The sequence below is a fragment of the Chitinophaga filiformis genome (assembly GCF_023100805.1).
In the GTDB taxonomy this organism is placed as follows: Bacteria; Bacteroidota; Bacteroidia; order Chitinophagales; family Chitinophagaceae; genus Chitinophaga; species Chitinophaga filiformis_B.
The window spans coordinates 3588756-3609210 of the sequence record NZ_CP095855.1 but is presented as its reverse complement, the minus strand read 5'-3'; the positions used below and the strand labels follow the sequence as shown (position 1 = coordinate 3609210).

At 44.1% G+C, this 20455-nt stretch carries 15 protein-coding genes and 1 tRNA gene; 8 read left to right on the top strand and 8 right to left on the bottom strand.

Annotated elements, in window-relative coordinates:
• Positions 1–196: 196 nt before the first annotated feature.
• The 3 genes from MYF79_RS14470 (at position 197) to MYF79_RS14460 (ending at position 4553) form a co-directional block, all read left to right on the top strand.
• A complete protein-coding gene (locus tag MYF79_RS14470) occupies positions 197–3589 on the top strand; it encodes a carbohydrate-binding protein (RefSeq protein ID WP_247814680.1) in 3393 nt (1130 codons plus the stop codon).
• A gap of 96 nt (positions 3590–3685) precedes the next feature.
• A tRNA-Lys gene (locus MYF79_RS14465) sits at positions 3686–3758 on the top strand.
• Positions 3759–4208: 450 nt separating this feature from the next.
• Entirely contained in the window at positions 4209–4553 is a 345-nt protein-coding gene (locus tag MYF79_RS14460) for a hypothetical protein (protein WP_247814679.1), read from the top strand.
• Between the two features lie 16 nt (positions 4554–4569).
• Here the strand turns inward: MYF79_RS14460 and MYF79_RS14455 are convergent, their stop codons facing one another.
• Both MYF79_RS14455 and MYF79_RS14450 read right to left on the bottom strand, forming a co-directional pair.
• Positions 4570–5778, bottom strand: coding sequence for an IS256 family transposase (locus tag MYF79_RS14455; RefSeq protein ID WP_247814492.1), 1209 nt, complete (start codon positions 5776–5778; stop codon positions 4570–4572).
• Positions 5779–6049: 271 nt separating this feature from the next.
• Positions 6050–6466: a helix-turn-helix domain-containing protein gene (locus MYF79_RS14450; RefSeq protein WP_247814678.1), complete on the bottom strand. Its 417-nt coding sequence runs from the start codon at positions 6464–6466 to the stop codon at positions 6050–6052.
• A gap of 255 nt (positions 6467–6721) precedes the next feature.
• On the opposite strand from MYF79_RS14450, the gene MYF79_RS14445 reads away from it, so the two are divergent.
• The 3 genes from MYF79_RS14445 (at position 6722) to MYF79_RS14435 (ending at position 7862) form a co-directional block, all read left to right on the top strand.
• Positions 6722–7081, top strand: coding sequence for a hypothetical protein (locus tag MYF79_RS14445; RefSeq protein WP_247814677.1), 360 nt, complete (start codon positions 6722–6724; stop codon positions 7079–7081).
• A 90-nt stretch (positions 7082–7171) separates the two neighbouring features.
• The gene (locus MYF79_RS14440; RefSeq protein ID WP_247814676.1) at positions 7172–7456 is read left to right on the top strand and encodes a hypothetical protein; all 285 of its coding nucleotides are present in this window, start codon (positions 7172–7174) and stop codon (positions 7454–7456) included.
• Positions 7457–7514: 58 nt separating this feature from the next.
• The gene (locus MYF79_RS14435; RefSeq protein ID WP_247814675.1) at positions 7515–7862 is read left to right on the top strand and encodes a hypothetical protein; all 348 of its coding nucleotides are present in this window, start codon (positions 7515–7517) and stop codon (positions 7860–7862) included.
• 845 nt (positions 7863–8707) lie between these two features.
• On the opposite strand, the gene MYF79_RS14430 is transcribed toward MYF79_RS14435, so the two are convergent.
• From MYF79_RS14430 to MYF79_RS14405, 6 genes are all read right to left on the bottom strand, one after another.
• The gene (locus MYF79_RS14430; protein ID WP_247814674.1) at positions 8708–9004 is read right to left on the bottom strand and encodes a hypothetical protein; all 297 of its coding nucleotides are present in this window, start codon (positions 9002–9004) and stop codon (positions 8708–8710) included.
• Between the two features lie 336 nt (positions 9005–9340).
• Entirely contained in the window at positions 9341–9910 is a 570-nt protein-coding gene (locus tag MYF79_RS14425) for an SMI1/KNR4 family protein (protein WP_247814673.1), read from the bottom strand.
• Between the two features lie 20 nt (positions 9911–9930).
• Positions 9931–14115 (bottom strand): DUF6443 domain-containing protein, encoded by a 4185-nt coding sequence (locus tag MYF79_RS14420; protein WP_247814672.1) that lies wholly within the window; start codon positions 14113–14115, stop codon positions 9931–9933.
• Between the two features lie 17 nt (positions 14116–14132).
• Positions 14133–16682 (bottom strand): hypothetical protein, encoded by a 2550-nt coding sequence (locus MYF79_RS14415; protein ID WP_247814671.1) that lies wholly within the window; start codon positions 16680–16682, stop codon positions 14133–14135.
• A gap of 33 nt (positions 16683–16715) precedes the next feature.
• Positions 16716–17378, bottom strand: a complete 663-nt coding sequence (locus MYF79_RS14410; protein ID WP_247814670.1) for a hypothetical protein — start codon at positions 17376–17378, stop codon at positions 16716–16718.
• 24 nt (positions 17379–17402) lie between these two features.
• Positions 17403–18797 carry a hypothetical protein gene (locus tag MYF79_RS14405; protein ID WP_247814669.1) on the bottom strand — a complete coding sequence of 465 codons (1395 nt, stop codon included), beginning with the start codon at positions 18795–18797 and terminating at the stop codon, positions 17403–17405.
• A 335-nt stretch (positions 18798–19132) separates the two neighbouring features.
• Here MYF79_RS14405 and MYF79_RS14400 point away from each other — a divergent pair, with 335 nt between their 5' ends.
• Both MYF79_RS14400 and MYF79_RS14395 read left to right on the top strand, forming a co-directional pair.
• The gene (locus tag MYF79_RS14400) at positions 19133–19852 is read left to right on the top strand and encodes a hypothetical protein (protein WP_247814668.1); all 720 of its coding nucleotides are present in this window, start codon (positions 19133–19135) and stop codon (positions 19850–19852) included.
• Between the two features lie 108 nt (positions 19853–19960).
• Complete coding sequence (locus MYF79_RS14395) at positions 19961–20299, top strand: helix-turn-helix domain-containing protein (RefSeq protein ID WP_247814667.1); 339 nt, start codon at positions 19961–19963, stop codon at positions 20297–20299.
• The last annotated feature ends 156 nt before the right edge of the window (positions 20300–20455 follow it).

Here is a 20455-nt window from a genome sequence, read left to right as displayed (position 1 = left end):
ACTATGCCGATGTACTTGTAATAGTACAAAGCTAAAAGTTCATTTAGAGGTAATGCAAGTGTCAAACTTATGTCGTAAATTTCGTTGTCAAAAAATCAAAAATAACCTTATCCTGTATTTTTATTTATCACTCCCTAAACCATATTCTAAACCGTCAATAATCATAAACTAGTTCACAAAAAACCATTTAAACACAATGAAGAAAAACCTGCTGCTTAGGTTTCATAAGCACTTGCTTACAGCGTGCTGTGGAATCGGTATGTTCCTGGCGGGCGCAAACAGCGCTTACAGCCAATTGCCAACTGGGTTTGTCCAGAAAAAGTTAACCGGCGACGTTATCAACGAAGCTACTGCCCTGGCCCACGCTGCGGATGGCAGAATTTTCATCGCAGAACGTGGAGGTAATGTGAAAGTGTTCCTGAACGGAACCGTCACCACGGTACATTCTGTGCAAACCGTTACCGATGCCGAACAGGGATTATTAGGCATCACCCTGCACCCGCAATTTGCCACCAATGGTAAGTTTTACATTTTCTACACCAACCCGGAGATGACGCGTCATTACATTGATGCAGTCACCATCACCACAACCAACCAGGTAACGGCTGTTAACCGGATACTGGAACTTGATCCGATTATCAACGGTGCACACAATGGCGGTGCGCTGCTGTTTCGTCAGGGTCTGCTCTATGTGGCTGTTGGAGAAAGTAACTCTTCCGTTGAGTCTCCCAAGCTGGATACTTACCGTGGTAAGATCCTGCGTCTGACAGAAGACGGTCAGCCGGCGCCCGGCAACCCTTACTACGACGTAGCGGGTGCTAGTCGCCAGCAGAGAAGCATCTGGGCACGCGGTCTGAGAAACCCATGGAAAATGGCCCTCGACCCGGTATCTCAGAAGATCTTTGTGGTGGACGTAGGTGGCGATTATGAAGAGATCAACGACGTCACCACTCCTGATGCCAGCAAGGGTTACAATTATGGCTGGAGCCAGGATGGCAAATCTGGTCCGACACAGGCGGCGGGTACTATTACAGCGGCCTTCTATTACGATCATAGTGACGACAAGGGAGGATGCGCCATTACATCCGGCGTGTTCTTTAATCCGCCAGCCACCAACTATCCGCCGGAATACCGTAACAAGTTCTTCTTCACCGACTGGTGCAGGGACTGGTACAGGTTCGTGGATGTTAACAACCTGACACCGGCATCTCAGTACACTGAGTTTGCGCCAAAAGGTTTCGGACGCATTTTAGGAACAAGTGTTGGCATTGATGGCAACATTTATTATATACAATATGGTACAAATGGTAGCCTATGGAGAGTTGAATACAATAATAACCAGGCCCCGACTATCGTAAACCAGCCGGTAAGTGCAACAGTGACTGCAGGAGATCCTGTACAGTTTTCGGTGAGCGCTTCAGGTGGTATTCCGATGTCATTCCAGTGGCAGAAAAACGGGGTGAACATCCAGGGTGCAACATCGAGCACTTACGCTATTGCACAAACCACCCGCACGGATTCAGGCCTTTATCGTTGTGTGGTGATCAATCACATTGATACCGCCATCAGTACTGCGGCCACGCTCACCGTACTGCCTTTCAATGCAAGGCCAGTTCCACACATCAGCGCACCAACCGGTGATGTAAAATGGAGCGTAGGTACTGTTATCAACTTTTCCGGTACTGCTACAGATACTGAAGATGGTACATTGCCAGCGTCCGCATACCGCTGGGAGCTCCGTTTCTTCCATAAGGATACAGAAACGAGTGAGCACTGGCATCCTGGTCCTACCCTGCCTGCAGGTATCAAATCAGGTTCTTTCACTGCCGATAATCTTGGCGAATCTTCTCCGAATATCTGGTTCCGCCTGCTCCTGACCGTTACAGACTCCAACGGCCGTACAGGTGTTGACTCTGTAGATATCTATCCTAACAAGGTACAGGTAAGCGTAAATTCCAATGTGCCTGGTCTCCAGGTAGTATTGGGTAAAGAAGCCGCTACGCCGTTCACCAAGACGATGGTGGTAAATGCCCTCACTACCCTGCAGGCTATCAGTCCGCAGATACTGGGAGATACTACCTATGCCTTCGTATCCTGGGCGCATGGCGGAGACACTTTACAGTCTATCCGCGTTCCGGCAGTGAACACTACCTATTCCGTTACCTACAAGGCAACCGGTTCCCGTCAGAATCCTTACCCTGCCGGTACAGCCCCTCGTGCTATACCTGGCAAGATCGAGATCGAAGACTTCGATTCCGGTGGTGAAGGCATTGCCTATCACGACGAAAGTGCCGCTAACCAGGGTAATCAATACCGTACCAATGAAGGCGTAGACCTGGAAAACTGCTCAGAAGGCGGTTATAACATCGGCTACGTGAACAACGGTGAATGGCTGGAATACTCTGTAAACGTCACTGTTCCGGGTAAATATACCTTCGCAGCCCGTGTTGCTAATCCCGGTGTTGCCAAGACCCTGCATGTAGAACTGGACGGCCAGAACATTACTGGTCCGGTGACAGTGCCTACTACCAATGGCTTCCAGAACTGGCAGACCGTTTCTGCTACTACCACCGCATTACCTGCCGGTAACCATGTTGTGCGTATTGTACTTGAAGCGAACGACTTCAACGTGAACTACTTCACCTTTGCTCTGGCCATCGGCGATGCTCCGACTGTGAACATCACCGCTCCTGCCAATGGCGAAGCCTTCCTGAGTGGTTCCGATATTTTGCTCAAAGCAGATGCTGCCGACACAGACGGTACTGTGAAGAAAGTAGAATTCTTCCAGGGTGCTACCAAGATCGGTGAAGATACCACCAGCCCATACCAATTCCTGTGGACAGGTGTAGCTACCGGCTCTTACAGCATCACTGCCAAAGCTACCGACAACAACCAGATGACAACTACCTCCTCTGCAGTTGCCATCAACGTAACCGCAGCCCCTGTTCAGAAGAACATCCCGGGTCGTATCGAGGCGGAAGATTTCGACGCCATGAACGGTATCGGTACAGAAGGTTGTGCTGACGTAGGCGGTGGCCAGAACATTGGTTGGGTAGGCACCGGCGACTGGATGGACTACAATGTGAACGTTGCCACAGCAGGCACCTACACCGTAGCCTTCCGCGTAGCCAGCGCTCCTGGTGGCGGTCAGCTGCAACTGCAGTCCGGTACCAACGTACTGACTACCGTAGACGTAGAAGCAACCGGCGGCTGGCAGTCATGGGTGACCAAGACGGCTACCGTTACACTCTCCGCAGGCAGACAAACGCTCCGCGTTTACGCTTCCCGCGCCGACTTTAACCTAAACTGGTTTGAGTTTAGTGTTCCATCACAGACGCTTGCTGCTAGCAATCCGGCTAGCTCCGAGCCAGTGGTGAAAGTTTATCCTAACCCGGTAACTGAACTGCTGACTGTAGGTAATGTGAAGAACGATGGTCTGTTTACTGTTACGAACATAGCGACTTCCCAGACCATTACAATTAAAGCCGTGAACGGCATCCTGGATGTGAGCAAGCTGACACCAGGTGTTTATGTGCTGAAATTTACCAATGCTGGCAAGCAGGTGGTGAAGAAATTTGTGAAGATGTAGTATTGTTTTTAGCGAATAGAAAGCCGCCTCTTTTACGGGGCGGCTTTTTTATTTTGGATATTAGAAATATTTGTTTAGGTTTGCACCCCGTTAGATGATTCCGTAGCTCAGTTGGTAGAGCAATACACTTTTAATGTATGGGTCCTGGGTTCGAGTCCCAGCGGGATCACAATCAACTTTCAAACCTCGCGCTAGTCGCGGGGTTTTGTTTTTTAGTTGAGTGTTTAGTCGAGTTCCTTTTGTATAACCCCGATTTCTTTCCCGTACTTTATACAGGTTAATCAGCTTTTACCAAAGGTAAGAAATATACATATTAGAATTTGCAAGCGCCGCCGGGGTATTACCTTTTACGGAATATCAAGAATAACCCCGGAAAAATTGTTTTTAGGGCTGGAACTAGCACTCAGCCGGTGTTACCAGTCAGGTTAGCGAATGGGAATGTTGGTATTGGCACAAACAAGCCTACTACAACATTAGATGTTGCTGGTGGCCTCAATGTAAACGGTAATGTTCAATTTTCAGGAGGTATGCCGCCAGTACTGGCAAGGTGTGGACTTCGGACGCAGGCGGGAACGATAACTGGCAAATTGCAGGCAGGAAAGTATCAGACATAACTAAATTGACGGATGCAAATCTAACGTTAACTTCCTCACACGGTACAATTTTATCAAAGGCAGTAACCACTAACAATACACTTACTTTGCCTTCTGCCGCAGCAAACAAAGGCAAGAAATATACGATAAAACAACTAGCTGGATCATCGTCAACTGTTATGCGGGCGATAGGCGCAGATAAGATCATGAATATACTGGGTAATCAGACTATTGAAAATGAAGCGCCAGGCGTCAAAGTGAAAATGGGCTGTGTGTATGGGTTGATAATAATTCAGTTCCATGGAACCGACTGGTATATATTTGGTATAGAAAATAGGGGGGTAATAGAGACTATAAAATATATTGTGTAAACACATAGTCAACTGATCAAATCCGACATCTGTTTTCAAAAATAGTTAAATATTGATGGAGCACCAGCCCCCAGTTATGGATAGGCATGCTCCATTTTTTTTCAATGTTCATGATAGCCAGGTAAACGGCCTTTTGAGCCGCAGCATCATCCGTAAATTGAACTTTGGTCTTAGTATACTTGCGGATGCCCCTATTAAGATTTTCGATGGTATTTGTGGTATACATGATCTTGCGGATCTCCATTGGGAAGTCAAAGTAGCTGGTAAGATTATCCCAGTTGTTCTCCCACGATTGAATCGCATGTCTGTATTTAGCCCCCCACTTATCAGAACAAGTGACTAACGCATGCTCTGCAGCTGCGCGATTAGGCGCTCCATAAACTTCCTTCAGATCAGCACAAAACTCTTTCCTGTCCTTCCATACCACATATTTACAGCTATTGCGGATCTGATGGACAACACACAGCTGGGTAATTGTTTGTGGGAATACACCCTTAATAGCATCTGTAAAGCCTTTTAAGTTATCAGTGCAGGCAATTAATATATCCTCTACTCCTCGAGCCTTTAAATCGGTTAAAACGCTCATCCAGAAGGAGGCGGATTCAGTTTCTGCCATCCACATGCCCAACACTTCTTTCAACCCATCATTTTTCAGTCCGATTACCAGGTATATGCATTTGTTGATATACTTACCGTTTTGCTTGACTTTCAGCACTATTCCATCCATCCAGACCATAAAGTAAACAGGCTCAAGAACCCTGTTCTGCCAGCTTTTTACATGCTCCGAGATACGATTAGTGACATTGGAAATGGTGCCTTCGCTTACGTCTACACCGTATACCTCTTTCACCTGATCACTAATGTCTGAGGTTGTCATTCCGCGGCTGTACATGCCGATAATAGCCTCTTCCAGCTTATCACTCATCCGTTGTCCCTTGGGAATAAGGACTGGGTCAAACTCACTATTACGATCACGGGGAATATTAAGGGCAAGGTCGCCGAGAGATTCTGTCTTAATTTTCTTTTTGTAAGAGCCATTGCGGCTATTACCTGAGTTTCTTCCTTCAGGGCTATGTTTCTCATAACCAAGATGTTCATCGAGTTCTCCCTTCAGCATTTCTTCCACACCCTGCTTAAACAGGCTATTGAAAAAGGCGTGAAACTCCTCTTTGTTCTTAAACTGCTTGAAGAACTCCTTCGAGAATTGTGGTTGTTGATTGTCCATGGTACTGTATTCAAAGTTAAAAAATATCGGGGGCAAATCCAGCCGCCGTACCCAGCAGGTGTCGTTCCGTTCGGCTCCGCTACGCTCCGCCTCACTTCACTCCACCTGCTGGTGGTATTAACTCGATACAGTTGAATATATACTTACACAAAGAATTTTACACTACCGGGTAATATAGTATTGATGTATTAATTTAAATACCAATAGCCCAGGCAGTTCTCCTGGGCTATTGGTATTCATACCTTTTTTTTGCAAAAACTCAAACAGTGAATCACTTAGCTAACTTATTTATCAGTTCCCGAATCATTTCATCCTTCACCTTATTTTGTTCTTGTAGTATTTCCACTATCTTGTCAATAGGGTTGAATGTACATCCATAGTTAATTGCGTTCAACGTTGATGTATCATTACTATTAAAAGTGTTTGCAAACACGTTCAATGCTACACTTTCGTCAAAGTTTTCAATTGATTCAGGTGTTACACCTAACGCCTTGCTTACATCAGCAAGCAAATTTGGTTCAATTGCTTCTTTTGCTTCCAGTGCGGATATTTTCTTTTGGTCCCATACTTCATTCCTTATTTTACCGAGCAAGTCCCCTAGTGACTGTTGCTTCATGTCACGCATTTCCCTGATACGTTTTATCGCTCTGCCATGGTTTTTGATCTTATTCATAGTAGTAGTTGTCATGATACCAAATATATTAATAAATGTCTCGGTAAAATACTGAATTTATATGTTTAACAGTGAAATGGTCATAATGTATTATAATATAATATATTATATATTAATAATGGTAATATACATATAGTGTATATTAGGATACCAGGGCTTCCTCGTAAAATACTTATGTGTTACCGTATAACACCTGCCTTGAAAGTTTATTATCCCAAAAACAGATCGTTATTTCGATCGTCAAATTGATTGTTAATCAAACTAACTTTTATGCTTTCCAATGATTCATTAAATGGAAATGACCCATATTTCCTATTTAGCAATGGGATTTACGATCAAGAATTAGATCAGCTTTTCCCTTTACAGCCTATCAGTAATAATATGTTATACGACATTAATAGGCGAATGGTTAATCTTCCGTATTACTGGCGTAAAAATGTGATGATACATTTATGCTATACTAATCCTGTTTTTTATCAAAAGGCAAGGGGAATAGCTGATAAGGGCGGAATTGTTAGACCCTTAAATATTTTGGAGATGCAGGCTATCTATAACATCACAAACAATGTCATTGATGCCTTCCAAGCCTACTTAAAGACAACATATAACCAAGAATTTGACAAACTCTAGTGTATTCAATGGTTATTTATTTGTCCGGATCGGGATTTCCATCTCGATTCTTGTATTTACGTTTTTTTACTAAACCTAATATTTACCTGGATGACAAACTTATTGCAGTTGTTAATCAACTATTACGATTGCTTTGATTCTGGAATTGAAGTGGGAATGCAAGAACTATTGGACGCTGCGCTGGCAAGTCCTAGCACGGCTGACTATACTGTTGAAGAAAGGGCGAATATGATTTTTTTTGGTAGAGAGACAGTTAAACTGTTAGTAGCCGTTGGTGAATCTGAGTTGGTAGCATCATTGGAGATGCTTAATTCAAAGCTAGCTTCCGATATACCGCAACGTTCAAACTCCATTAAGAATACAATAATTGAATAACATCCATGATCATTGGCAATGTAAATTTGAAACCCTTATTGGTTTCAATTATATGGGCATGAAATTATTAAATATGTGTGCAGCAAAGTCAAGTAAAAGAATTGAAGATTCTGCAAAGTTTAGGCAAGATGAACATTGGCAACAGTTAGTGAAATACTTTAGTATAAATGATCCCAATACCTATCTGCTATGGGAAAATTCCGAATTCCCTGCTAATTTTTTTAACAAGGATCGCTTAATAAAGATCAATGATAAAGGGGCGAAAAATGTTCTTTATTTGGCCCAAAAATCAAATAAAGGTATTCCCAAATTCATCACCAAAAAAGTTCCTTATGTAGGCACATTTATACAGATAAATCCAAAATATTTGGAGGTTAATTATGTGACACATAGTGATTCTGAGTAAAATCAAGAGTCTGAGTGTGTCGGGATTATTGGACTTTGGGATTAATTTTTTAGGACATTTAGATTTACCAGTTATACTAGAAGTCAAAACGATAGCCACCGATAAAATAAAACGGATATATAGATAACAAGCAATAAGGGCATTACTAGTATCACTGTAAGTATTACCTGCGAAATAAAAGACACTAATATCGCATAGATTATAGGCATTCACTTGCATCGGCTTCTTTCTCTGGCTGATCTATTTTTAACTTCAACCATGTGTCATATAATATAATAATCGAAACAACTTCTAATAATGATTATTCCTTTTTAATGTAAAAATATACAATATGAAAAAAATTATGCCCTCGACGAAACCTGTCAATTTATTACAGGATGTGCATTCAAGAATGATCAATTTACCAATTTATTTCCGGGAACGAGTATGTGAGGAATGTGCCTGGAGCATACCTACATTTTATCGGAAGATGCGAATCATTTCTAAGGCCGGTAGCAGCCAGGAAAAAATATCGCCAAGCCTTAGTAATGCTGAAAGAGAAAAGATCATTGCTATTCTTGACGAGGTGTACAGCAGCTTTTGGAATTATTGCAAAAAGTATAGAAACCACTAACAACGATATTAGAAAAATAGCTGATAAACCTGCTTTAAAAAATCGGAAGGCTCGCATTACTAAAGTCAAATATCCTCGAAGTTTTCAACGATTATTACATATGCAACGCGAAGTCAGCAAGTATTCGGCATTTCTTTTTGGTGAAAGGATATTTTTCTTCGCAAGGTAAAAGCCTCTACTCAAAATCCAATAGGGGCTTTCTTGTAAGCTCTGATATGGGGCGCATCGACGACTAGATTGGCTTTAATAAACAATTGGGAATGGAAGCTGATAGTTCAGCAATGGCTTTGAAGTCAAGTAACAAATAGCCTCTGATGAGATCGGATGGAATTAAGTATTCAACACGAATAAAATCTTCATATTTGCCATCCAAAATAAATCCTAAACCGCCATTCGTTTCACGCAGAAAGTTTAAGTATTCTTGTGGAACGTTACAGTCGATGCTGCCGATGATTTCTGTGAACTTAGCACTGTCTATAGGCGAATTTAGAGCGAGGTTTTTAATGTATTTGGTGATATGCTCGTCCATATGATAGTTTCTGTCTGGGATTTAAAAAATTGGCCCGCAATGCGGCGGGCCATGATAGTAACCATACAGGATTATATAGTCAATTTCCGAACCGTTAAGTTTAAATAAGTATCTCAGCGCAAAGCACCCGATTACGGCTTTGCGGCAAGTATAATATTGAAGATTGGTAATTGTATTGCGAATTGCGTTTGTAATATATTGTATGCCCTTCAGAAAATTTCTTAACTCGATATTAATACACGAAAAATCAGCCCGCCCGACAGGGCGGGCCTTTATGATAACCATACAAAAGTATACAGTCAATTTTAGTACCTTTTTTATTATAACATTTTCAAATTATTCCTCTTCCTGCAGCTCATATTTATCTAAGATTGGATCTGACAGGTCTGAATCTTCTTCAAATATCCCGCTCTCAAAGTAATAGCCTCCCGCCTCAAAACATTCCAGTACACATTCTAATAATGTGCTGAGGGAGGTGTATCTGGCATCAAGTTCAGTCCCGTATAGGGCCGGAGAGTGCCAATACAAGTAACCATAAAAAGCATCATCTTTATTGCAGTTAACCAGAATATAATCCCCGCCGCCATTTGTAAAAATCGGAAAATAGTGGTTCGGATAGCTTTTAGCTTTTTGCGATGCATGATAAACCTCAATAAACTGGTCAAATGGAACCATCGCTCCCCAGCGAAAAAGAAGAGAAGCACCTATCGTTATTTTGCTTAAATCTCTTATTCCATTCTTCCATTCAAAAAGCTCATAAACCTCTGGTGGAAAACTGAGGTTTAAAGCCTTTTTCATCTCATCTATTTCAGCTCTGGAAATCCCATTCTGAAGCAGAGAAAAGGCGATCGACTGCTGAGTTACAAAGAAGTGTTCGAGTTTTTTTAAGACTGGAGTAACGCTCATGGAGATATTATTTTGTTGTTTTAAATGATTTCCGGTTTAAAGAGACTCGGCTCGGGTGTAATAATAGGTGATATTATCGGAGGTGCAAAACGCTGTAACGCATTTATCAATATTTTCAACAACGGAAATACCACATTCTTAACCTTGGTCTCGGTTGCGGGGTCACTTCCGTTGCCAATTGGAATTACGAAAATCAGATCACCCTTTTTCAGCTTATTTCTTGTAACCAGCCCGCCCAGTTCCCCTGCCTGTGTTTGTTGTTCCTCAATGGGAACAGACATGACCTCAGAACCGGCACCACCTTCCTCGGTCATGGCATATGGATATTCATCACGGGAATATCCTGCAAGTTGTTCCTGCCCTTGAAATGGCTTTAACGCCTGGTCTCTCACCTTTTCTTTATCTCTTTTACTTCGTGCAGCGTAGGTGAGCAACATTGGATGGCCTTTGGTCATGGCGTTTATTGTATTTTGGTAAATATTCTTGGTTTTTGATTCGTAAACATAATGGATTGCCACTTTGTTGCCTGATGCAAGTGCTTTTCTGAGTTTTTTGTAAAAGGCTATGGCGTCAATACCTGTAAACTTCACACCGCCTTCAATGGGCTTGGCATCTCTACCATCGGGATCCGTGAAAGAGACCGGATTGTCAAAAGCAAAGTTATAAGGTGATATCCAGGCGTATTTATATCCATGCGGATCCGGCGAGTGAAACCGACCTATTTGCGGGTCATACAGCCTGGCTCCGAAATCGTACAAATTAGCACTCCATCCATCACCAAACTCGCCGGTTTCAAACTTCTTACCCTGAAATAGGTAATTATTGGAAATATAGCTCTTTTTTAAGGCTTTGGCACTTATGCCAGCCATTTCAAGGCCAAAGGGGTAGTAATGATGTTCTTCCAATAATGGCCCGGCATTGTGGGTTACAATCAGGTTGTCAAAATAAACGTCAACTGCACTTTCATTGCTCTCATATACATACAGGAAACCGGTTTTCTTAACAACCATTTTATTTACCACCAGGTTAATAAGTTGCCCCGTACTTCCCTGTACCTGCCGTACACCCGAGTTTTCGTTAACCAGGTTAAACTGATCGTCAAACAGCACAAAGTTGAGGTAGGCCTTGGGCTGGGTTGCCTGGTTTTGGTTCGGGTCAAGGTTTTTTACGCTGGAGTATATGCTGCCATCGAACCCGGTCAGCGGGCTATTGCTGCCCGTTGCCTGGTGTATGCCCTCAGCTAAACTTACTCCGCTCATGGCATTCAAAAAGGAACTGACCATATCTTGCGCCGTATTTACGGCGGTGTTTGCCGAAGCACTTTGGTAAAAGGCTTTTGAGGTTATGGTGATGGAATCGCCAGCCATTACCCTTAACACCAGCGAAGGCCCTGTTTTCTGGCCATTTGTGCCGGTCTTGGCTACATAGTCGTTCGGGTTGGTGGTATTGTCTGTGGGATAAGAAACAGGTTTGGTGCTCCGGGTAGCATCAATATTGGCAAACAATGCATTCTCTGCGGCGCTTGCGGCAGTTTCCATTGTAGCAGCATATAGGGCGGTATCAGACCGGGTGCCTAAAACCATTTCAATGCCACCGGTATGGTTCTTTATAAAATAATCAAAAGCAAATTGCACCGGCTGGTTGCTCTTGTAAATTGCCCTGATTCGGCCCCGCTCATGGGCTATGCTTTGAAGGGTATCGTAGCCTGGCTGGTTAGGATCGGCATTTCCGTTCAGGTAAATGAAACCGTTGGCATATTGGGTAACTACCGTACGGTAGGTATTGCTGGTATCCGTTATCACTTTGGCCAGCTGTTTCCCATCGCCACCACGCACCAGGTAAACATCGCCATGACCTTTTACTTTGTAATAAACCGGCAAATTGTTGTGGTCATAAATGACGGTATCTATGTCCTTGTTCTTATCTTTAGCCATATTACCGTTCCGGTCAAACCAGTAGTCCTGGAAAATAGTGTTAAAGATTTCGGTAAAATCGCCCAGTTTGGAACTAGGATCATTGACCTTGTCTGTAACATAGTACAACCTATTGCTATAAGGCACGTAGCCATATTCCAGGCTGTCAATGGTCTTTTTCACCATCCCGTCCATACCCCTTTGCTTCATGGCCTGGATGTTGCCATTGTTGTCGTACGATAAGCCGCTAACCGAAAAATCCATTAGATTTTGCGTCCAATTGGTGCTGCCGTTATTTTGCTGGGAGTAATAGGCTGCAGTAAGGCGCTGGCAAGGATCATAACTGTAGCCATTGGCCCGTGCAAGCCCGTCACCACGCCCTTTAAACTTGATGCCAGCTATGTTTCCGCTGTATTCGCTGCTGTCAAAACCAAGGTCATAACTCAACTCCATTCCAAACCAGTTGGAGGTGCTGCCTACGGTATTCACATAACCCTTGTTAACGGCACGCAACCACTTACGGATGTTGTAATCGTAGGATAAGGTTTCCAGCTGCGTAGCGGCACCGGGGTTTAACCTTTCGGTTAGCAACTGCCCCAGTTCATTGTAGCTCATTACACTAAGCGTACGTTTCAATGCCGCATTATCATTCAGCGTTACAATCAGCGAATCCAAACGGCCTCCATCGTCGTAATGGTACAGGGTATGCACGGTAGTTTGCGGGGTGATGGTTGATTGCGGATTGTTATGTTTGAGGTAGGTGGCCAATATTTTACCAGAAAAATCATATACCTTATTCGTAATATCTCTACCGCCACCGTAGTTGTCTTCTATTGTCTGGATGTCGCGTTGCCGGTCGTTATAGTATATGGTGGTAGTGAGCCACCGGTTTTTACTGCTGTCCCATACGCGCCTGCCGGTTATTAGTCCTTTTGTTTTGGTGCTGGGTGCCGCTGGCATGCCTTCGGCATAGGGGTTGCTGCCTACGCGGGTATTGCTCAAATCTGCAGTTGCATAAGCTGTAACGCCAGTAAAGTTATAGTTGTCGTAAAAAATGTAATGCTGGGGCACCATTACTTCAGGTGTAAGGAATGGTACGCTTATCGCTGGGTTGGCCACAGATGAGGTATCCATCAATGCCTGCAGGTATTCTCGTGTAGAACCGGTATAGAACAAACTTTCGCCAGTTATGCGGTTCAGCGAATCGTAAAGAATGGCTTTGGCCATGCCCATTGTGGCCAGGTTGCCTGTTCTTGTAATCACCAGCCTGTCGCGCTTATCGTACACCATTTCAAGGGAATCGGCACCTGGAGTTTTTTCTACAATTACCCGCTCCCTTTGGTCGTACCGATACATATAGCCCAGTTCTGCAATAAGGTAAGGTGTAACAGTCCAATGAGATTTGATAATATCAATAAGCTTGGGGCTAAGAATAAATGCCAATTTGCCATTGGTGTTGTAAATCTGGTAGGTACAGTTCCAGCCTACATGGCCTGTTCCGGGTGCGTACGAGTTCTGTATCTTTTTTAAAATGCTGCGTCCCATTTTGTCTGTAAACTCAATGGCTTGCATGCCCTCTTCGTTAATTGTAGTTTCTTTATGCAATGTACCCGCGGCATAAAAGCCACCGGAGGTTGGGGTTCCGGTAATGCCCGATACCGAGTACTGCCGCACCGAATCGGCCACGGTATTAAATTGGTAGCGCGTTTCCTGCGGTCTGTTGCCACCTTCCAGCGCCCAATTGTTGCCTTGAGCAAACACCTTTACTGGCCGCCCGTCTGGTGCCGCTTCGTACTGTATGCGGCCGTAATAAATGCTTTCGCCTGCAGCTGCCGGATTGAGTACGGTATCCTTATAAAATGCACTTTGCCCATTAAAAGGATCGGTTTTAAACTTACCATCGCTGGTATTGCCGGTTTTGGGGGCATATGGCAAATATTTGTAAACTTCCTGCCCGTACTGGTCGTACACATAAGGGCTTACAAAATCCTTACCCGTAGGTGTAATTGCTTTTTCTACACGTTGTATCAACCGCCCAAGCCCATCGTAATATTCAGTGAGCTGTCGTACCTCTGCGCCGGTCCTGCTAGGAGATTTCAGGTATGCGGTATCGTTGCTGGGCACGTTAGGTTCCCAGGCACGGATATAATTAACCCATGTATTGGTATATGCGGCCGGTATGGTTGCAGGTGTTGCCGCTGGCCTGAACTTTTGTTTTGGGATATTCTGTGCTTGTATAACAAGTGCGTACATGGTAAATAACAGCACTTGCAGCATAACTTTCTTTATCATTTGAAAACGATTTGGGGTTATTGATTGATGCCTGCGGCTATTTTGTGGTCAAACAGTTTAATGATCATTCCATTGTGGTCTCGCACACTAGTTTGCCTACCCAGGCCATCAAAGGTGTAAAAGGTAGTTAGTCCTGCCGCATTGGTTTCGCTTGTAATTTTGCCATAGGGCGAGTAGGTAATGGTAATTACCTGTGCAGATTTACCGGCCAAAGCGTTGCGTACTTTGGTTATCTCTGTACGTATGGCCTGATCATCGGCAGGTGCATCCAGGTTGGCAGGGATAACCAAACTGCTTACGGTTGTATAACTTGCCCCTATAATTTTAGCTACCGGATATTCACCGTTATACCCCCACAGGTATACCTCGCGCAAATCATTGGATTTGCCCTGTTCTGTAAGATTACCCCGGCTGTCGTATGCTGAAAAGCTAACTCTGTTTTCCAGCGGCTGGTCTGCTCTGATCAACTCTTTGCTCAATGGGGCAATCATCCCGTTATAAAAAGAGAAGTTATTCTTCTCCTTATAAATCTGTACGCCACCTTGGGTGATACGCTGTTCAATAACTTCCGATAGCATGTTTCTGGCCACCATAGAGTCATATATTGCTGTTCCCGCAAAATCTGCCGGGTAGCTGTAGGTGGTAGATTCTATGTTATTGTCACTACCCGTAATGTCTTTGCGCGTTACCTGTGCCGATACAGAATCGTAGATAAAGGATGTTTTGATACCCAGGCCGGTGCCGTTTGCTACATCATAAAGGCTATCGGTGGTCGATTTTAGCGTGGGCCAAAACTGAAAGGTTTGGTACATGCCGATATTGAAGCTCCAGTCCGGCCCGGTTGGGCAGCCACCGTCAAAGGTATTGGATACTCGCTGCACGCCACATTTGGCTCCCCATACACAGCGCAGATTGGGCGAACCGGCGGTATGGTTATAGTTCCATTCGTTAATGCTGCTTTTTAGCAGCCTGCCATTGCTGTCGTAAACACGCTTTGCAATTTGCATGCCACGCAGCTCATCGTAACTGGTACGTGGTATGTACGGATAGCCACTTCCGCCGGTATCCATAAAGCCCGGCAGTGTATAGGTAAATTCTTCAGCTCCGTTTTCTGCATTTTCGCCATATTGTGCAACAACCCTCGAATAACCAATAGGGCTTCCCTGTGTGCGGCCCAATGCCACCAGGCTATTGCCATAGCGGTTAAACATCATCCAGTCGCCGCCTTTTGCGGCTGGGGTACCGGTGCAGTAATAAGGCACATAAGAATAGCCTGCATACTTAGCCTCATCAAGCAGGTAGCCCGATGAGATACTGTCGTTTAACTGATACTTGAACCGTACCACCTCATCATTGGCATGATTAAAACCATCAAAACTGGTTACGCGTTTTAACCTGTTGCCCCCTGCACGTTTGCTGTACAATGCAGGGGCGGTAAAATAATTCCAGTTCCTATAGTTCAGTGTAATAAAACACTTTTCATTAAGGCCTACACGCTCTGCTACCAAATAATAGGTGGCCCCTTTATTTAATGAAATGTTTTGTGTTTTGGTTGTACCGTTGGAGTTACCCGCTGCCCATACCAAGTTGAATGAACCATCATAGATCTCTACAGTAGCTTGCGGATCTGTAGGGATAATACCTGTGAGGAAATAAGTTACAGACAGTACACCCGGAACATTGGGAAGATTTACCATCACGGTATCCTTATAAATGGACGGTAATGAGCCGGACATGGTAGTTGCCGTAGCCGTTGCGTTTACCGCGCTTGAATCGTAGTGTTGTGCGCGATAGATGGTAGCGCCTTTAAGAAAGGAATATGCATTGGGTTCATATTCAAATGTGGTAACACCACCCGTAGGATGGGTAATGCTGCTGAGCAACCCGCACTGCATAGCGGCTGAATCGAGTTCGCGGTTAGCACCAGCATAGTCTATAAATCCATCTGTTAGTGCCGGGATCAGGCTGTTGTTGTTGGCCCCATTGTAATAACCCCAGTGGTCTTGGCTATAGGAATTTTTACCGGGTAAGCCATCGGGATTAATGTAACTGAAACTGGTTTGCAAAGAATCTGTTCCGCCCAATTCTACAAAGTTGCTAAGGAAAAGCCTTTTCTTCAACACATCCGTAGCAGCAGCGTTGGCGTAAAACTGGTTGAGTTTTATTTTTTTTATGAGCGTATAGTTTTGACCTGCGGCACTGTAAAAACTAATTTCCTTTAAGCGGGCTTTATCGCCAGTGTTAATGTCTGTACGGTCGTTTATGCTATTAAATTCCACCTTTCCGCTTCTGTATACTATGGATGTAAGTGTAAAAGAGTTTGAGGTTTGGTGGTTGTAGGTTTTGGTGGAATTATCGCTGGGTGGCTGCTGGTTTAAACAGCCAACAGGCTGGTCGGGCACCGCGGTATATTTTGTTTCGCTTGGCAAGTCGTCAAAATTGTCAAACGATGTAGCGGTGTAGTTGAACTTCAAGGTATCTTTTCTATTGGGCGAAACGATACGGCTAAGAAACCAGGCTGTTTTACAAGTAAAGTTGCTGCCATTGTCGCCCGGCAAGGTTTCCACATCGTAAGTGGAAGTTTCTATGTCTGAAAACTCTTACCTGGTACCATTTTCGATGGTAATGGCAAAACCGGTAGTCATATTGCCTGTCAACTTCCAAGGCTTATAAGGTGTAAAAAATACGGCACCGGTGGGGTCAAAGAACATCTTGGCGCTCTGCCCATCAAAATGAACATAGTACATGTCCGGAATCATATCCAGCCGGTTATCACCCATGTTCTTCTTGTCGCAGGTGCTCAGGGTATTTAACCAAAAAGTGGGGTTTGTTGTACTCCATAGTGGCAGCCCAGTGCTTCCTGCAGCATCGTTATAACCCATGGTGGTCATTTCATCCGGCCAGCCCACCGGGGTGCGCACAATGGCACCACCTACAACAATATCAAAACCAGTACCTGCCCAAGAACCTTGGTTTTCAACAGGGATACCACCCGAGCCGGAATAGTTTAATGAAATTTTGTGCGACAAACTTCCGCATTTGATCTCGTACAGTGGAAAGCTGATGTCGGGCTTTCCGGTATAATACGAAACAGGGATATCGGCTACACGTACCATTTCTGTAGCCTTTTTGCTCGGTTCGTAAATGGTTGCTGGCGAGGTGAGATCGAAAGTGGTTGAGCTTTGTGCCAGTAGCAGATGATAAGGGATGAGCAGCATGAAAAGCATTGCCCAGCCTTTGATGTGTTGGGGTAATCGTAACATAAGTATATATTGTTTGGGGAAAAATTATTTAAAAGTGTAACCAAATCTAATTTTAAAGGGCTGTGAGCCTGGGATTTGCCTGGCGGCAAGGAAATCGTACAGTACAGTAGTGGTGGCCGATCTTTTAGCAGCTACTTTAACTTTATGGCATAAGCCAATCAGGGCGCTCATTTGGTAGCCATTCCAGTTCTCTAGTTCGCGTATACGATGAAAGCCTGTAGGTTTATTGGCTTCTATGCCACCGTTGATGTAAATGCTGCCCCGCAGCTTCCAATCTAAAAAACTGCGGAAGCCGAAACCCTGATGGCTAAAAGCAACGTGTTCCCAGCCTTTGCCTATACCCAGCTTATAAACTACGCCTATGCCAGCTGTACCACTTTTGTGAAACTTATAAGCCAGTTGCGCTACTATATCGGCTACTGTTGGGAAGTAGTAGTTGGCCCTTTGAAACTGGATGTTACCACCTGGCTCTAAGCGGTTCCAAAAGCGCTTTGTTTTGAGTGGGTTTGGCTTAAAGGAAGGCATATCATCGACATTACCGTTGGATGCATATTTAGATTTGAAACTATCAAACTGTGTACGCCCTGCATCCAATTGCTCGCTAGCCAGTTGCCTGCCTGCTGCATCGGTGCCTATGCGCCGTTGCAATATGCTTTCTACTTGTGTACGGGTTTGTAAATCTTCTAGCGATCGGCTTGCATTGTAGTTTGCAGGCAGATTAAAAAGGCTTGCAAATATACTGTTGCGGGCCATAAAGTTTTGAAACTCTGGTCTAGCCTTTAAAAAAGAAAGCAGCTTCTCTTCGCGTTTTTTAGGATCAGTTAATATGGTCTTATAGTCTTCTATTTGCTGCCGGTAGTAGAATACCTCCTTTTCCAAACCTCCCAATTCTGCAGAAAACTTACCCAGCGGTGTTAACACTGCCATAATTTCTTGTTTCCCTTGGGTAATTAGGTTGCTGGTTTGTTCGGTAACAGATAGGCTGTTTTGGAGTGCTGCTACCGATTGTTTCGATCGCTGATACAGGTTCTGATCTGCGGTGCTCTGTTGGCCAATGTATTTAACAGCGCCTTGCAGCGTATCCAGGTAGCCAAAGTACGTTGTGGGTACTTGCCCTACGCTTTGCAGCTGGCCGCGCCAAGCTGTTGCTTGGGCTATTAGGGCAGGAAATAACTGGTTGGCAGTTTGCTTATCAAACAAAGCAACTTTCTTTTGCATACGCTCTAGCTTTAGGATATAGGCATCTAAAGCCTTAGTATTTTCTTGCATCAGTTTTTTACTGCCCAATGCAGACTTTTTTGCTGTTGATTTTAGGTAAATGTTGGTTTGGTGCCTAGCCAAACTGTCATGGCTGTGCTGTGCATATACACCTGGGGTAAAGGCCATACACAAGAGCCAAATGAAGTGAAATTGCTTCATCTGTGTTGAGGTTTATTATGGATGTAATGAAATTTTATTCCGGGGCTGCAGGTAGGGGTATTTATGATGTTTTTTGGTTAGGAATATTTGGTAAGGCAGGGGAAATACCAACCGAGTCTGAAGGTAAGATACGTTTTTAATAAAAGAGTTAATAATTGGTTAACGAAAAAAATAATTGCACGGAGTCCACTATTAAATGTACCTATTGGGCAGGGCTATTAAATATCCCTTTGGAGGTTTATTCAGAAGCGTATGACGAGTAAAGATGAACTGTTGAAATCTAATTTGGACTCATGATTTGAGTTTAGTATATTTATTTACTAAAGGTTTGTGTAATGAGAAGTATGAATTTGAAGCGTTTGAAATCTTTTTTCCTCTTTGACCTCCCTGTTAATTACAATTACATTTATTCCCGCTTTCGTAAAACCCATGAGAAACAGCATGATATTTATGCCAGTTGGCCGGCGGAGGCAACACGCCGCCAACTGATTAATGAGTATTGGATTAATGCGCTTTGGCATTATTTGCTTTTGTTTGTTGTAGCCGCTGTTGTTGTTTTGCTTTATAATGGTCTATTGAATGGCATGTGCATGCTTGCTAGTGTTACATTGGGAATGGCCGCGTACCTGCCGTTATATATCTTGCTTTACCGTCCGATCTTTACTGGTGAGTTCCTGCCAATGCTGGAAACAGCAATTGCTGCGTATGAAGGCCGTGAACGTGCCTGGCTGGAAAAGTGTAAACAAGACCAGTTAAGCAACAGGGCATTGGTGTTTCTTTTTTACGCATTTGATAAAACGAGTAAAGCTAATTGCCTAACCCCTAGCGATAAATGTGCTGACCTGCTGCACAAAATTTTCGGGTCAAGCCCTGATGGAATCAAAAAAGCACTCGAACTGATCTTTAAGAAGGAGAAAAGAGCCAAATTGGAACACCGTCATTTTGTAGAAGTTGGCAAAAGTTTCGAAGAAGCCTATACTATCTTAGAAGCAATGCAGTTTGATGAAGGTATCCAACGGTTAAAGGAGTTGGAGCAACAGTTTCAAAGGCCCTAATATTAATCAGAATATGTGGCCCATACATTCCTTTTTCCGCCAAACAAGTATACTTAACCTCTTTTCTTTTTCTTAAGCAACCATATTTACCGTCTAAATCGGTATAATATGGAAAAGAGAGAAAGAGATGTGCAGACGGCAGCGCCAATGTTGTTTCCGATTGAGCCGGAGCAGTTTTGGCAAATGTTGCGTGTGTTGGTGCGTGAAGAAGTCAACCAACTGGACAGGCAGCCGGTACGATCCCCTGCGTATGATACCCCCGGCCTCACCTATAAGCCCCTCTTTAAAATCGGAGAGGTCTGTCAGCTATTTCAGGTTACAAAGCCTACTATTTATGACTGGATTAAACATGGCAAGCTAAAGCCGTACAAAATCCGGTCAAGGGTCTATTTTCTTTGGAATGACATACAGGAATTATTGCAGCCCGGACAGCAACTGAAACAATGACAGGGAGCGTTGCTACCGTCGCGGAGATTGGGCTGGGCTGCTCCACGCAGGCCTTAGTCCGCGAAGATCGAACGGGCCACCTTTGGCACCCGTTCACGGAGAATGTACAGGCGGCGTTGCCACCTGCACGCTGAGATCGGGCGGGCTGCTCCACGC

What these genes read in the sequence shown, in the direction of transcription:
- MYF79_RS14455 (WP_247814492.1), bottom strand. Translation starts at nt 5,778, where the DNA reads ATGGACAATCAACAACCACAATTCTCGAAGGAGTTCTTCAAGCAGTTT.
- MYF79_RS14435 (WP_247814675.1), top strand. Translation starts at nt 7,515, where the DNA reads ATGAAATTATTAAATATGTGTGCAGCAAAGTCAAGTAAAAGAATTGAA.
- MYF79_RS14470 (WP_247814680.1), top strand. Translation starts at nt 197, where the DNA reads ATGAAGAAAAACCTGCTGCTTAGGTTTCATAAGCACTTGCTTACAGCG.
- MYF79_RS14400 (WP_247814668.1), top strand. Translation starts at nt 19,133, where the DNA reads ATGAGAAGTATGAATTTGAAGCGTTTGAAATCTTTTTTCCTCTTTGAC.
- MYF79_RS14420 (WP_247814672.1), bottom strand. Translation starts at nt 14,115, where the DNA reads ATGATAAAGAAAGTTATGCTGCAAGTGCTGTTATTTACCATGTACGCA.
- MYF79_RS14395 (WP_247814667.1), top strand. Translation starts at nt 19,961, where the DNA reads ATGGAAAAGAGAGAAAGAGATGTGCAGACGGCAGCGCCAATGTTGTTT.
- MYF79_RS14440 (WP_247814676.1), top strand. Translation starts at nt 7,172, where the DNA reads ATGACAAACTTATTGCAGTTGTTAATCAACTATTACGATTGCTTTGAT.
- MYF79_RS14405 (WP_247814669.1), bottom strand. Translation starts at nt 18,797, where the DNA reads ATGAAGCAATTTCACTTCATTTGGCTCTTGTGTATGGCCTTTACCCCA.
- MYF79_RS14430 (WP_247814674.1), bottom strand. Translation starts at nt 9,004, where the DNA reads ATGGACGAGCATATCACCAAATACATTAAAAACCTCGCTCTAAATTCG.
- MYF79_RS14450 (WP_247814678.1), bottom strand. Translation starts at nt 6,466, where the DNA reads ATGACAACTACTACTATGAATAAGATCAAAAACCATGGCAGAGCGATA.
- MYF79_RS14445 (WP_247814677.1), top strand. Translation starts at nt 6,722, where the DNA reads ATGCTTTCCAATGATTCATTAAATGGAAATGACCCATATTTCCTATTT.
- MYF79_RS14410 (WP_247814670.1), bottom strand. Translation starts at nt 17,378, where the DNA reads ATGTTACGATTACCCCAACACATCAAAGGCTGGGCAATGCTTTTCATG.
- MYF79_RS14425 (WP_247814673.1), bottom strand. Translation starts at nt 9,910, where the DNA reads ATGAGCGTTACTCCAGTCTTAAAAAAACTCGAACACTTCTTTGTAACT.